General features: G+C 72.2%; 5 protein-coding genes. All 5 read left to right on the top strand.

Annotated elements, in window-relative coordinates:
* The first annotated feature begins 58 nt into the window (after positions 1-58).
* Genes AB3K92_RS19830 through AB3K92_RS19810 form a run of 5 tightly spaced genes read left to right on the top strand, consistent with a single transcriptional unit; the run spans position 59 to position 14472 of the window.
* Positions 59-4471, top strand: a complete 4413-nt coding sequence (locus tag AB3K92_RS19830) for an amino acid adenylation domain-containing protein (protein ID WP_369465664.1) — start codon at positions 59-61, stop codon at positions 4469-4471.
* Positions 4468-9942, top strand: coding sequence for an amino acid adenylation domain-containing protein (locus AB3K92_RS19825; RefSeq protein ID WP_369465663.1), 5475 nt, complete (start codon positions 4468-4470; stop codon positions 9940-9942). Before AB3K92_RS19830 ends, AB3K92_RS19825 begins: the two co-directional genes overlap by 4 nt.
* The gene (locus AB3K92_RS19820) at positions 9939-10991 is read left to right on the top strand and encodes a Gfo/Idh/MocA family oxidoreductase (RefSeq protein ID WP_369465662.1); all 1053 of its coding nucleotides are present in this window, start codon (positions 9939-9941) and stop codon (positions 10989-10991) included. The genes AB3K92_RS19825 and AB3K92_RS19820 overlap by 4 nt, the downstream gene beginning before the upstream one ends.
* Positions 10988-12709, top strand: coding sequence for an ABC transporter ATP-binding protein (locus AB3K92_RS19815; protein ID WP_369465661.1), 1722 nt, complete (start codon positions 10988-10990; stop codon positions 12707-12709). Before AB3K92_RS19820 ends, AB3K92_RS19815 begins: the two co-directional genes overlap by 4 nt.
* Positions 12706-14472 carry an ABC transporter ATP-binding protein gene (locus tag AB3K92_RS19810; RefSeq protein WP_081076592.1) on the top strand — a complete coding sequence of 589 codons (1767 nt, stop codon included), beginning with the start codon at positions 12706-12708 and terminating at the stop codon, positions 14470-14472. The genes AB3K92_RS19815 and AB3K92_RS19810 overlap by 4 nt, the downstream gene beginning before the upstream one ends.
* The last annotated feature ends 11 nt before the right edge of the window (positions 14473-14483 follow it).

Below are 14483 nucleotides of genomic sequence, written 5' to 3'. Positions count from 1 at the left end.
TCACGGGTGGCCGCCGCCGCGCGGATCCGCCATCGAACGACCCATACAAGGCGTGCCCATGAGCCAGACCGCTGTCGATTCAACCATCGATCATTCCGATCCTTCCTGTTTTTCTCCCATTGCCTTTCGCTCGCAGCTCGTCGCGATGATCGCGGCGCTGCTCGACGAGCCCGTCGACGAAATCGCGTCGCTCGACGATGACGAGGACCTGCTGAGCTGCGGCCTCGATTCGATCCGGCTGATGTATCTGCAGACGCGCGTGAACCGGCTCGGCTACGCGCTGACGTTCGATGCGCTCGCGCGTACGCCGACGCTCGGCGCGTGGGCCGAGCTGCTCGCGAATGCACCGCGCGGCGCATCCTCGGCGCCCGACGTCGAAGCCGCCGAGGCGGTCGATGTCGACGTGCATGCGCCGTTCGACTTGTCCGCGGTGCAGCAGGCGTACTGGCTCGGCCGCGGCGACGGGGAAGTGCTCGGCAACGTGAGCTGCCACGCATTCCTCGAGTTTCGCAGCCGCGCGATCGATCCCGTTCGTCTCGACGCGGCGTGCCGACTCGTGCGCGAACGCCATCCGATGCTGCGTGCGCGCTTTGCCGGTGGCCGCCAGCAGATCGTCGCGGCACCGGAGGCCCCGGTGTTCGCGCATGCGGACTGGCGCGACCTGACGGCCGCCGAAGCGGAAACCGAATGGGTGTCGCTGCGCGCGTTCCGGTCGCATGAATGTCTCGACGTCGAGCACGCGCAGGTCTTCATGATGGGCCTCGCGCAGATGCCCGGCGGCGAGGATCGCGTGTGGCTGAGCGTCGACCTGCTCGCGGCCGACGTGGACAGCGTGCGGCTGCTGATGCAGGAGATCGGCGCCGCGTATGCCGAGCCGTCGGCGTTGCCCGACGCGCCGTCGACGTGGTTCCCGACCTGGCTCGCGCGTCGCGCGGCCGATACGCGCGATGCGCGGGCCGCGGCGCGCGACGCATGGCAGGCGCGGCTCGCGACGCTGCCGGAAGGGCCGGCGCTGCCGCTCGCCCGTGCGCCGGAAACGATCCGCGCGCCGCGTTTCAGCCGCGTCACGCATACGCTGAGCACGGCCGAACTGACGCGCCTGCAGGCGCGGGCCGCGCAGCATGGCGTCACGCTGTCGTCGGTGTTCGGTGCGGCGTTCGCGGCGGTGCTCGCGCGCTGGAGCGGCCGGCAGGCGTTCCTGCTCAACGTGCCGCTGTTCGACCGGCACGGCGATGCGCCCGATCTCGGCCGCGTGATCGCCGATTTCACGACGCTGCTGCTCGTCGAATGCGACGTGCGCGCCGACGCGAGCGCGGCCGACACGGTGCGCGCGTTCCAGCAACGGCTGCACGGCGCGATCGCGCAGGCTGCGTATCCGGCGCTCGATGTGCTGCGCGATGCGCGCAGGCAGGGCGCGCCGCGCGCGGCGCCCGTCGTGTTCTCGTGCAATCTCGGCGACGCGCCGTTCGTGCCCGACGCATTCGCGCGCGTGTTCGGCGATCTGCACGACATGATTTCGCAGACGCCGCAGGTGTGGCTCGATCACCAGCTCTATCGCGTGCCGGACGGCGCGTTGCTCGCATGGGACAGCGTCGACGGCCTGTTTCCCGACGGGATGGTCGATGCGATGTTCGGCGCGTATGTCGCGCTCGTGCAGGCGCTGTGCGATCGCGACTGGCGGCTGCCGATCGCGGTCGAGCTGCCGTCCGCGCAGCGACGCGTGCGCGATGCGCTCAACGTGGTGCCCGCTCCCGCGCGGCCGCGCACGCTGCATGCCGACTTCTTTGCATCGGCCGCGCGCGAGCCGGCGGCCGTCGCATTGCGGTGCGCCGAGCGCGTGGTGACGCGCGGCGAACTCGCCGCGCAGGCACTGGCGATCGCGGGTGGCCTGCGTGCCGCCGGGATCGGTCACGGTGATGCCGTCGAGATCAGTCTGCCGCGCGGGCCGGAACAGGTGGCCGCGGTGTTCGGCGTACTGGCCGCCGGCGCGTGTTACGTGCCGCTCGACATTGCGCAGCCGGCCGCGCGCAAGACGCTGATCGAACGCGCGGCCGGCGTGAAGGCCGCGATCGGCGACACGGCGCACGCGGATGCGCCGCTGCCGCGCTTCGATGTTGCCTCGCTGATGAAACATGCGCCGCTGGCCGCGCCGCTCGCGGTGGCGCCGCAGGCCACCGCGTACGTGATCTATACGTCCGGTTCGACGGGCGTGCCGAAGGGTGTCGAGATGACGCACGCGGCGGCGCTCAACACGATCGATGCGATCGATGCGCTGCTCGGCGTGCGTGCGCAAGACCGGCTGCTCGCGGTATCGGCGCTCGATTTCGACCTGTCGGTGTACGACCTGTTCGGCGCGCTCGGTGCCGGCGCCGAGCTCGTGCTGCCGACCCAGGACGACGCGCGCGACGCGGCGCGCTGGATCGACCTGATCGCGCAGCATCGTGTGACGCTGTGGAATTCGGCGCCCGCGCTGCTCGAAATGGCGCTGGCGGTGCCCGCTGCGGCCGACGCATGCCGCAGCGTGCGCGCGGCGCTGCTGTCCGGCGACTGGATCGCGCTCGACCTGCCGGCGCGCCTGCGCGAACGGTGCGGTGACGCGTGTGCGTTCCATGCGCTCGGCGGCGCGACCGAGGCCGGCATCTGGTCGAACGTGCAGACGGTGCGCGACGTGCCGCCGCACTGGCGTTCGATTCCGTATGGCCGGCCGTTGCCGGGGCAGGCCTATCGCGTCGTCGATGCCGACGGCCGCGATGTGCCGGATTATGTGCCGGGCGAACTGCTGATCGGCGGCGACAGTCTCGCGCGCGGCTACCGCAACGATCCCGAGCTGACCGCGCAGCGCTTCGTGCAGCACGCGTCGGGCCGCTGGTATCGCACGGGCGACCGTGGCCGCTACTGGCCCGACGGCACGCTCGAATTCCTGGGGCGCGAGGATCGCCAGGTGAAGGTGCGTGGGCACCGGATCGAACTGGGCGAGATCGAGGCCGCGCTGGCCGCGCATCCGCAGATCGACGGTGCGTGCGCGAGTGTCGTGAGTGGCGAAGTTGCGCGCATCGTCGCCGCATTCGTGCCGGCCGATTGCGTTGCCGGTTGTGGTGCGGATCGCGTTGCCGATGCCGCGCCGTCGTCGCTCGCGGAGGCCGACCTGGCGGATACGGTTCAGGCGGAAGCGGCCGTTGCGCGCGCCGTCGCCGATCGGCTGCTCGATGGCGGCGCAGGCCTGCCGCCGTCGTTGCGTGCGCACCGGCACGCGAAAGGCGATGCGTCGATCGCCATCGACGGTGCGCTCGATCGGCTCGACTGGCATGCAACCGATCTCGACGATCTGACGGCGTCGCTGCGCGCGCTCGCAGCCGATCCGGATACGGCCGCGCAGCGCGTACCGCTGGACCCGTGCGTGTCACCGCTTGCGTTCGCGACGCGTTTGCCGGACGGCGCCCGCGCGCTGCGCGAGTTTGCCGGCGCGCTGGAGGCACAGGCCGCTGCACGCACCGGTGTGCTGCGCGTGGCGGTGATCGACGCCCGCGCCGGGCAATGGTTCGAAGCGGGCCTCGGCGTGCTCGACGATCCACGTTTCGACGTGACGCTGTTCGACGTGTCGCCGGGGCTGCTGCACACCGCACAGGCACGCTTCACCCTTACGAGGCCCGCGCTTCAGGCGATGCAGGACGGCCTGTTGCCCGCGCGGCATCTCGGCGAATTCGATTGCGTGATCAGTTTCGCGGCCGCGCATCTGCGCGACGATCCGCGCGATACGTTCCGGATCGCGGCAGCGTTGCTGGCGCAGGATGGCCGTTTGCTGTTCGCCGACGTGCTGCGCGACTCGCCGTTGCGTGAACTCGTCGCGAGCGTGGCGGGTGATGCGTCGTTGCCGCGGCCGTTCACGCCCGATGCGATCGCCGCCGCCGCGCATGCGTGCGGTTTTACGCTCGACTCCCGAAGCTGGCGTTCGAACGCATTCGCGTGCATCGACGCGCGCCGTGCCGGCGAACCGGCCGCGCAAGCGGCGCTGGCCGACTGGCTGCGCGACCGCCTGCCCGACGCGATGCGCCCCGATGCGCTGTGGTGCATCGCGCGCTGGCCGCTCAACGCGAACGGCAAGATCGACCGGCGGGCGGTGGGCGAGGCGCTCGCGCGCGCGCTCGGCGACGCACCGGCCGCCCACGATGCATTCGTGCCGGCCGACGAACGGCAGGCGACGCTGCTCGCATGCTGGGAGCACGCGCTCGGCCGTCCGGCGAACGCGCGCGACGCGACGTTCTTCGCGCTCGGTGGCGACAGCCTGCTCGCGACGCGCCTGCTCGCGCAACTGCGCGAGCGGCTCGGCGTGCGGGTCGGGATGGCGGCGTTCTACCGGCAGCCGACGCTCGCGGGTCTCGCCGCGCAGCTCGACGAGGCCGCACCGGCCCTGCAAGCCTCGCAGGCCGACGGCGACACGCGGGCTGCGACGATCGAGGAGGGCGTGCTGTGAGCTTCGATGACGTGCTCGATCTCTGCCGCGAACGCCAGATCGAACTGTGGTGCGACGACGGCGGCCAGTTGCGCTATCGCGCGCCGGCCGGCGCGCTCGATGCGGACCTGGCCGCGCGCATCAAGGCCGAACGCGACGCGTTCGTCCGCTTCCTGCAGGACGGCGCATGGCGCTGCGATCCGGTGCGCCGTCACGAGCGGTTCGCACTGACGCCGGTGCAGGCCGCGTACGTGCTCGGCCGCCACGAATCGTTCGAGTTCGGCGGCAATGCGTGCCATCTGTACGTCGAATACGGCGAGCCCGCGAATCTCGACTGCGTGCGCTTCGAGGCGGCGTGGAACGCGTGCGTCGCGCGGCATCCGATGCTGCGCGCGATCGTCGAGGACAACGCATGGCAACGCGTGCTGCCCGACGTGCCGTGGCAGCCGCTCGTGGTGCACGACCTGCGCGATGTCGACGCTAACGCGTTCGACGCGCACGTAAGGCGCGTGCGCGAGCGTCTCGACCATGCGGTGCACGCGCTCGACCGCTGGCCGGTGCTGCAGCCGGAAGTGACCCTCGGGCCGGACGGTGCGGTGCTGCACCTGTCGGTCGATTTCACGCTGATCGACTATGCGAGCCTGCAATTGCTGCTCGCCGAATGGCGGCGCCGCTACGACGACCCGCAGTGGCAGCCCGAGCCGCTCGACGCGACGTTCCGCGACTACGTCGTCAACGAAGCGCATGCCGGCACGCGCGCGGATCATGCGCGCGACAAGGCGTGGTGGCTTGCGCGCATCGACGATCTGCCGCCGCGCCCCGATCTGCCGGTGGTGCCCGCGATGCCGTCTGGCGCGCGGCCGCGCTTCACGCACCGGCATGCGCGGCTCGATCGTGCGCAATGGGCCGCGCTGAGCGGCCACGCGAGCCGTTTCGGCCTGAGCGCGGCGAGTGTCGCGCTGGCCGCGTTCGCCGAAGTCGTCGGCCGCTGGAGCCAGTCGCCCGCGTTCTGCCTGAACCTGACGGTGCTGAACCGGCCACCCGTGCATCCGCGCATCGACGCGGTGCTCGGCGATTTCACCGCGCTGAGCCTGCTCGCGGTCGATGCGACGCAAGGGCGCGATTTCGTCGAGCGTGCCCGCACGATCGGCGCGCGGATGTTCGACGACCTCGACCATCGAGCGTTTACCGGTGTCGACGTGATGCGCGAACTCGCGCGACGGCGCGGCAAGGATGCGGCGCTGATGCCGGTGGTGTTCACGAGCGGCATCGGCAGTGTCGGCCGGCTGCTCGGTGAACATGCGGCCCGCGCCGAGCCGCCGCGCTACATGGTCAGCCAGACGCCGCAGGTGTGGCTCGACTGCCAGGTGACCGATCAGTTCGGCGGCCTGGAAATCGGCTGGGACGTGCGCGACGACCTGTTTCCGGACGGGATGCCCGCGGCGATGTTCGACGCGTACGTCGCCCTGCTGAGCCGGCTCGCCGCCGACGCAGCATGGTGGTCGCGCGCGGGCGACATCGTGCTGCCGTCCGATGCGCCCGCCGCCGGGATCCATCCGGATGCGGAGTCGCACATCGCGGCCGGCTTCGCCGCGCAGGCGTTGCGTACGCCCGATGCGCCGGTGGTGATCGATGCGCAGGGGGCGCGCACGTATCGCGACGTCGCGCAGCACGCGGCGGCGCTGCGGTCGGCGCTCGAACAGGCCGGCGTCGCCGTGGGCGATACCGTCGCGGTGCTGATGCCGAAGTGCGCGCACCAGCTCGTGGCCGTGCTCGCGATCGTCCAGGCGGGCGCCGCGTACGTGCCGGTCGACAGCCGCCAGCCGGCGCTGCGGCAACAGGCGATCCTGCGCAATGCGCGGGTGCGTGCGGTCGTCAGCGTGCAGGCGCTCGAGTTCGAACACGACGGGTGCGTGCGCATCGATGTCGATGCAGTGCCGATCGATCCGCAATGGCCGCCGCGCGCCGCGCGCGACGTCGCCGGCGACGCACTCGCGTACGTGATCTATACGTCGGGCTCCACCGGCGAGCCCAAGGGCGTGATGCTGAGCCACGCGGCCGTGTGCAACACGCTGGCCGACATCAGCGCGCGCCATGAAGTCGGCGACGGCGACGTGGTGCTCGGCCTGGCCGAGTTGAGTTTCGACCTGTCCGTCTACGACTTCTTCGGCGCGACCGCGCGCGGCGCGTGCATCGTGCTGCCCGATCCGGCGCGCGGCAACGATCCGTCGCATTGGGCCGCGCTGATGGCGCGCCATCGCGTGACGCTGTGGAATTCGGTTCCCGCGCAAGGGCAGATGCTGATCGACTACGTCGAAAGCGAACCGGCGCTCGATGTGCCGGGCCCGCGCCGCGTGCTGTGGTCGGGCGACTGGATTCCGGTGACGCTGCCCACCCGCTGGTGGCGGCGCTGGCCCGACAGCGCGCTGTTCAGCCTCGGCGGCGCGACCGAGGCATCGATCTGGTCGATCGAGCATCCGATCCGTCCGGCGGACACACAGCTGGCCAGCATTCCTTACGGCCGCGCGCTGACCGGGCAGACGATGGAGGTGCTCGACGCGCTCGGCCGGCCGTGCCCGCCGGGCGTGCGCGGCGAGATCCATATCGGCGGCGTCGGGCTGGCGACGGGTTACGCGAACGATCCGGTGCGAACGGCCGAACGCTTCATCCGTCACGGCGACGGGCGGCGACTCTACCGCACCGGCGATCTCGGCCGCGTGCGTGCCGACGGTTCGCTCGAATTCCTCGGGCGGCAGGACGATCAGGTGAAGATCCGCGGCTACCGGATCGAGCTGGCCGAGATCGATGCGGCGCTGACCGCACATCCGCTCGTCGGCGCGGCCGCGACGATCGTGCTCGGCGACGGCACGGAGCGCCGGCTCGCGAGCTTCGTGTCGCTGCATGGCGCGGAGCCGCCGCAGCAGGACGACGCGCTGCACGAGATCGCGGCGCACGTGCGCACGGCGTTCGACGCCGCGCGCTGGCCCGCGCACGCGGACGTGGCGCGGTCGGTCGCCCGGCTCGAAGCGGCCTGCGTTGCGTCGCTGGCAGCGTGGATCGTGCCGGCAGGGGCGCTGACCGAGGAGGCGGCGACGGACTTCGCGACGTTGTGCGAACGGTTGCGCGTGCCGGCGGCGCGACAGCATCTGCTGCGCCACTGGCTCGCGATGCTCGACCGGCACGGCGTGCTGCACGCGGATGCCGATGGCGGCTGGCGCAGGCGGCCCGATGCCGGCCATGCCGATGCGCATGCCTGCTGGGACGCGTTTGCGCAGGATGCGTCGCCCGATCTGTGGCCGTCCGTCCTCGTCGACTACTTCCGCGACAGCGCGGGATGCATCGACGTGCAGGTGGACGGCACCGTGTCGCCCGCCGGCCTGATGTTCCCGGAAGGCGCGTCGCATATCGCCGACGCGATGTACAGCGACGGCGAACATGCGCGGGCCCTGCATGACGGAATGGCACAGGCCGTGCGTGCAATCGTCGCGCGCGAGCCGCAGCGCCCGTGGCGCATCCTCGAGATCGGCGCGGGTACGGCCGCGGCGACGCGGGCGATCGTCGACGCGCTCGCGCCGCTGGTCGAAGCGGGCGCGCGGATCGACTACCTGTTCAGCGACGTGTCGAGCTATTTCCTCGCGGCGGCACGCGAGCGCTTCGCCGCGTATCCGTGGATGCGGTTCGAGCGGTTCGACATGAACGCGGCACTCGACGCGCAGGGTATTGCGCCGCATTCGATCGACATCACGATCAGCTCCGGCGCACTGAACAATGCGCGCGACACGGTCGCGCTGGTCGCCGGATTGCGTGCGCTGTCGGCGGCGGATGCGTGGTGGGTGATCCAGGAACTGACGACCGAGCATCCGGAGATCAGCATCAGCCAGGGGTTGATGATGGAAACGCCGCACGACGCGCGCGTCGAATCGGCGCGTCTGTTCGTGCCGCGCGCGCAGTGGCTCGAATGGCTGCAAGCGGCGGGCGGCGATCGCGCGCTCGGTTGCGTGGCACCCGGCACGCCGCTCGACGCACTCGGTTACGACATCCTGCTCGCGCACGTGAAGCGCGGGGCGGCGCGCATCGCGCCGGACGCGCTGCTGGCATGCGTCGCGGAGCGCGTGCCGGGCTACATGGTGCCGTCGCAATTGCGCGTGCTCGACCGCCTGCCCGTGACCGCGAACGGCAAGATCGATCGCCGCACGCTGGCCGGCATCGCCGACCTCCGCGAACCGGAGCCGGCGACTGCTCGACAGGCTCACGCGCAGGCCGCCGCCGATCCGCTGCTGGCGCGGCTGATCGGCTTGTGGGAAGCCGTGCTCGATACGCGCAACGTCACGCCCGATCAGGACTTCTTCGCCGCGGGCGGCGATTCGCTGCTGATCGCGCAACTCGTGTCGCGGTTGCGCGGCGAGGAACCGCTCGCGCACGCGCATCCGTTCGACCGGTTGCTGCGCTGGGTGCTCGCGCAACCGACGCCCGCCGCGTTCGCGCAATGCCTGCGCGACGCGGATGCGCAGCCGTCGGGCAGCGCATCGCCGGTTGCGCCGGCCGCGCCGCGCAGCGCGCACGTTTCGGCGGTCGTCCATGCGCCGGCGCCGCGCGTGCGCGCCGACGTGCGGCCGATCCCGCTCGCGCCCGGCGACGGCGTGCCGCGCGTGATCGTGCATGAAGGGCTCGGCACCGTGCATGCGTATCGTCCGGTCATGCCGGCGCTCGCGCGGCTCGGCCCGGTGCTCGGCTTCGCGGTGCGCGACGCGCAGGACTATCTCGACCTGCCGGCGCGCCACCTGAACGCGACGCTCGGCCGGCGTTATGCGGATGCGCTGTGGCGCACCGGCGTGCGCGAGGTCGACGTGCTCGGCTACTGCTCGGGCGGGCTGGTCGCGCTCGCAATGGCGAAGTCGCTGGTGCAGCTCGGCGTCGAGGTGCGCACGCTCGACATCGTGTCGAGCTACCGGATTCCCTACCTGATCGAAGACGAGCGGCTCGTGCTGTTCAACTTCGCGGCGACGCTCGGGCTGCCGCTCGACGCGCTCGGGTTCCCGGAAACGTATGTGCTGGCCGACGCACTCGCCGACGCATTGAAGGCCGACCCCGCGCGTCTCGCGCCCGGCAGCCTGCAGGCCCAGCTGGAGATTTTCGGCGACCGCTGCGAGCCGCTCGACACGTTGCGACGCCGCGTGCTGCGCGCGGCCGCCGGATTGTCGATGCAGGACGAAGTCGCGCATCCGCTGCTCGACGAGCGCGAACGGCTGTACCGGCTTTTCATGCATTCGGTGCAGGCGAGCCACTGGGCGGGCGACGCGCCATACGCGGGTGCGCTGCGGCTGTTCGTGCCGGAGCGCTGCAACCCGCTGATTCCGCAGCAGCGCGCGGCGCTCACCGAATACTGGACGGCGCAGGCGCTCGGCGGCATCACGTCCGTCGACATCCCCGGCGGTCATTTCGACTGCCTGAACGCCGCGTTCGTCGACACCCGCCTGAAGGAGGCGCAATGAAGGCTCATCCGCTGCCGGTCGTCGTGGCCGGCTCCCGCTTCGGCCAGTTCTATGCGGCGGGCCTCGCCGCGTCCGGCACGTATCGCGTCGCCGGCATCCTGGGGCAAGGCAGCGCGCGTACTGCCGCGCTGGCCGCGCGCGTCGGCGCGCCCGTGTTCGACAGTCCGGAAGCGTTGCCCGACGACGTGCGCGCCGCGTGTGTCGCGGTCGGCGGCGCGGCGCGCGGCGCCGACGGGGCCGCGCTCGCGTGCCGGCTGCTCGAGCGCGGGATCGACGTCGTGATCGAGCATCCGCTGCTGCCCGACGAATGGGATCGCGTGCTGCGCACCGCGTCGCGTCACGGCCGGCGCTGCCTGCTCAACAGTTTCTATCCGAACCTGCCGGTCGTCTCCCGCTTCATCGCGGTCGCGCGACGGCTGCGTGAAACGAGCGCGCCCGTGCATGCGGATCTCGTGTGCTCGGTGCAGGCCAGTTACGCGGCGCTCGACGTGCTGGCCGCCGCGCTGCAGGGCGTGGGCCCGTGGTCGGTCGAGCCGGTCGGGCCGGCACTGTCGTCGATGCGCGAATGCGCGATGGTGCTCGCCGAAACGCCGGTCTCGCTGCGCGTGCACAACGAGATGGCGGCGGCCGACGACGGCCGGATGAGCATGCTGTTCAGCATCACGCTGACGACGGACGCCGGCACGTGGACGCTCGCGTCGCCGCATGGCCCGCTGTGGTGGGCGCCCGCGCTGCGCGAACCGGTGACGGACGACGATGGGCTGTTCCCGATCTTCGGCGACGCGGCGGGCGACGGCATGCCGAGCATCCAGATCTGCGACGATGCGCGCGATACGTGGGGCGCGATTCATGCCCGCAGCTGGCCGCAGGCGGCCGTGCGCGCGGTCGACCGGCTCGTGTCGGGCGAAGGGTTGCACGCGTGCAACCAGCGCAGCATCGACGTGACGCGCGTCTGGCAGCAACTGACGATGCAGCTCGGTTTTCCGGAGCAGCCGCCGGGCGACGCGTGCGCGGCCACGCTCGGCATGCTGCTGGAGCGTGCCGCATGAAGGGACCGTTGCTTTCGATGTTGCGGCCGTTCGCGGTGCCGCTTGCGGCGGCGGTCGTGCTGCAGGCGCTGGCGGGTGTCGCGTCGCTCGTGCCGTGGCTCGCGCTCGGCCGTATCGCCGACGTATGGCGCGAGACGGCCCAGCTCGACGCGACGGCGCGCGGCTGGCTCGTCGCGGCCGTGGCGGCCGGCGTGTGCTGGCTGGGCGGCCAGACGGTCGCGCTGCACCTGACGCACCGTGTCGACGCCGATCTCGCCGACCGCTTGCGCAGGCGGCTCGCCGATCATCTGCAACGCTTGCCGCTCGGCTGGTTCGTGCGCGCGGGCAGCGATCGCGTCGCGCGCCACGTCGACCAGGACGTGCGTGCGTTGCACCAGCTCGTCGCGCACGCGCCGGCCGACGTCACGCAACTCGTCGTCGTGCCGTGCGCGGCGCTGGCGTGCCTGCTTTACCTGAATCCCGTGCTGCTCGCCTTTGCGCTGGTCCCGTTCGTCGCGGGCGCCGCGCTGTTCCGCTGGATGCGCTCGGCGCGGTTCGCACCGGCCATCGCGGCGCGCAACGCGGCACTCGAACAGTTGATGGGCGATTACGCGCAGCTCGCGCAGAACCCGGCGCTCGTGCGGCAGTATCCGGGCGCGGGCATCGAGGCGGCCGCGCTCGCGTCGACCGGGCGCTTCGACCAGGCGTTTTCGGCATGGGTCGGCCGCGTCGGCGGGCCTGGTGCCTGCACGCAGGTGCTGCTCGGCACGCCGTTCCTGCTCGCGTGGGTCGTGTTCGGCGCGACGTGGCTCACGGCCGGCCGCCTGCCGGTCGGCGAACTGTGCGCGTTCGCACTGCTGATCTGGGCGGTCGCCACGCCGGTGCGGGCGCTCGGCCACGGTGCCGATGCGTTGCGCGAAGCGCGCGCAGCCGCTGCGCGCCTCGATGCGTTGCTCGCGCAGCCGGGCCTGCCCGAGCCGGCCGACGGCGCGGCACAGGTGCCGTGCGATGCGTCGATCGAGCTGCGCGGCGTGAGCGTCGACATCGACGGCACGCCGATCCTGCGCGACATCGACGCGACGGTCGCGGCGGGCACGACCACCGCGATCGTCGGGCCGTCGGGTGCGGGCAAGAGCACGCTGCTGATGCTGCTCGCGCGCTTCATGGACCCCGACCGCGGCACGGTGCGGCTCGGCGGCGCCGACCTGCGGCTGCTCGCGCCGGACACGCGGCGCGAGCAGGTGGCGATGGTGTTCCAGCAGGCCGCCGCGCTCGACGTGTCGATTGCCGCGAACATCGCGCTGTACCGGCCCGATGCCGATCACGATGCGATTCGCGCGGCCGCGCGCGCGGCCTGTCTCGACGAACGCATCGATGCGTTGCCGGGCGGCTACGGTTGCGTGTGCGGGCGCGACGTGCGGCTGTCCGGCGGCGAGCTGCAGCGGCTGGCGATTGCGCGTGCGCTGCTGTCGACGGCGCCGCTGTTGCTGCTCGACGAACCGGCATCGGCACTCGATCCGCAAACCGGGCGCGCATTGCGCAACGCGCTGCGCGGCGACGCGCGCACGCGCGTGATCGTCAGCCACGATCTCGACGCGATCCGGCAGGCGGACCAGATTCTCGTGATGGATCGCGGCCGCATCGTCGAACGCGGCACGCATGCGGCGCTGCTGGCCGCGTGCGGGCTGTATGCGCGGCTGTGGCGCGAACGCGGTGCCGCGGACGGGGAGGCCGCATGATGATGAAATCGCTCAAACGTTTGCAGTGCCTGCCATCCGGCACACGCCGCGCGCTGTGGCGCGGCGTCGGCTGGGCGGTGGCGGCCGCGTTGCTCGACGGCGCCTGCGGGTTGCTGCTCGTGCCGTTGATCCGCGCGTGGTTCGCCGGCGCGCAGGCAGCCGTGTTGCACTGGACGATCGTGCTCGGTGCGCTGACCCTGTGCCACGCATTCGTGCTGTACGTCGCGCAGCGCGGCGGCTATCGCGCGGGCGGCGCGCTCGCGGCCGGTCTCGTCGAACGCCTCGTGCGGCACCTGCCGCGCATCGCGTCGTGGCAGGCCGTGCGCGACAGTCATCCGGCCGGGTTGTTGCGCGGGCCGGTCATGCAGGCGATGGGGATTCCGGCGCACCTGCTCGGGCCGCTGATCGGCGCGGTCGTGACGCCGCTTGCGGTCGTCGCCGGGCTCGCGTGGATCGACTGGCGCATCGCGCTGTGCCTCGCGGCAGCCGCCGTGTTGCTGTTCGTGCTGCTCGAGCGCGGCGGCACGCGTACCCTCGCGTTCGAGCAGGCGCGCGCGTCCGGCGATCGCGACATGGCCGTGCAGCTTCAGACCTTCGCCGCGCATCAGGGGCTGCTGCGCTTCGCGGGCCGCGAAGGCGACGCGCGCGCGGCGCTGATGCACGCGTTCGACGCGCAGCATCGCCGCACGCGCGCGCTGATGCGCCGCTCGCTGCCGATCGAACTCGGCTTCGCGGGCGCGGTGCAGGGCGTGTTCGTCGCGATGCTGGCCGGCGGCGCATGGGCCGTCTCGGCGGGCCGGCTCGATGCCGCGACGGCCGTGGCGGTGCTCGTGCTGCTCGTGCGTTTCATCGAACCGCTCGCGCAGCTCACGCAGCTCGACCAGGCGCTGCGCGGCGCCTGGCGCGCACTCGACACCGTGCTCGCGGTGCTGCATGCGCCGCGTTTCGACAGCCCCGACCGCGGCACGCCGGTGCACGACGCGAGTGTCGACGCGGTGCGCGTCGGCTACCGTTCGCCCGCCGGCGCGACGCTGCTGGACGGCGTCGACCTGCATTGCCCGGCGGGCGGCTTCGTCGCGATCGTCGGCCCCACGGGTGCCGGCAAGAGCACGCTGCTCGGCCTGCTCGCGCGGCTCGACGATCCGGGCGCCGGGCGCGTGCTGCTCGGCCGCGCCGATGTGCGGCACCTGAGCGAGGCGACGCTCGCGGCGACGCGCAACCTCGTGTTCCAGGACAACGGGATGTTTCGCGGCAGCCTCGCGTGGAACGTGCGGATGGGCCGCCCGGACGCGACCGATGCCGAGCTGCGCGACGCGCTCGACGCGGTCGGCCTGCTGCACGACGCCGAGCGCTTGCCGGACGGGCTCGAATCCGACGTGGGGCCGGGCGGCCAGTTGCTGTCGGGCGGGCAGCGCCAGCGGGCGTGCCTGGCGCGCGCGCTGCTGTCGCGTGCGCCGGTGCTGATGTTCGACGAGCCGACGGCGAGCCTCGACGAATCGAGTGCGCGGCGCGTGCGCGACAGCCTCGTCGCGCTGCGCGGGCAGCGCACGCGCATCGTCGTCACCCACCAGCCGGCGCTCGCGGCGGCCGCCGACACGATCGTCGTGCTCGATGCGGGCCGCGTGCGGGCGACCGGCACGCACGCGCAGCTCGTCGAGGCCGACGCGTGGTACGCGGCCTTCGCCCGCGCGGGGCAGCCGCCCGACGGGCTCGCACCGCCCGACGCGAACGCGGAAGCCCGGCCGGCCGAATCCGAACACTGACGTGAACAATG

It is taken from the genome of Burkholderia sp. Bmkn7, from assembly GCF_041103175.1.
Lineage (GTDB): Bacteria > Pseudomonadota > Gammaproteobacteria > Burkholderiales > Burkholderiaceae > Burkholderia > Burkholderia cepacia.
The sequence above is the reverse complement of the archived record's forward strand: the minus strand, read 5'-3'. Positions and strand labels throughout refer to the sequence as shown.

Excerpts from the sequence above, each read along its gene's own strand:
- AB3K92_RS19830 (WP_369465664.1), top strand. The coding sequence starts at position 59 with ATGAGCCAGACCGCTGTCGATTCAACCATCGATCATTCCGATCCTTCC.
- AB3K92_RS19820 (WP_369465662.1), top strand. The coding sequence starts at position 9,939 with ATGAAGGCTCATCCGCTGCCGGTCGTCGTGGCCGGCTCCCGCTTCGGC.
- AB3K92_RS19815 (WP_369465661.1), top strand. The coding sequence starts at position 10,988 with ATGAAGGGACCGTTGCTTTCGATGTTGCGGCCGTTCGCGGTGCCGCTT.
- AB3K92_RS19810 (WP_081076592.1), top strand. The coding sequence starts at position 12,706 with ATGATGATGAAATCGCTCAAACGTTTGCAGTGCCTGCCATCCGGCACA.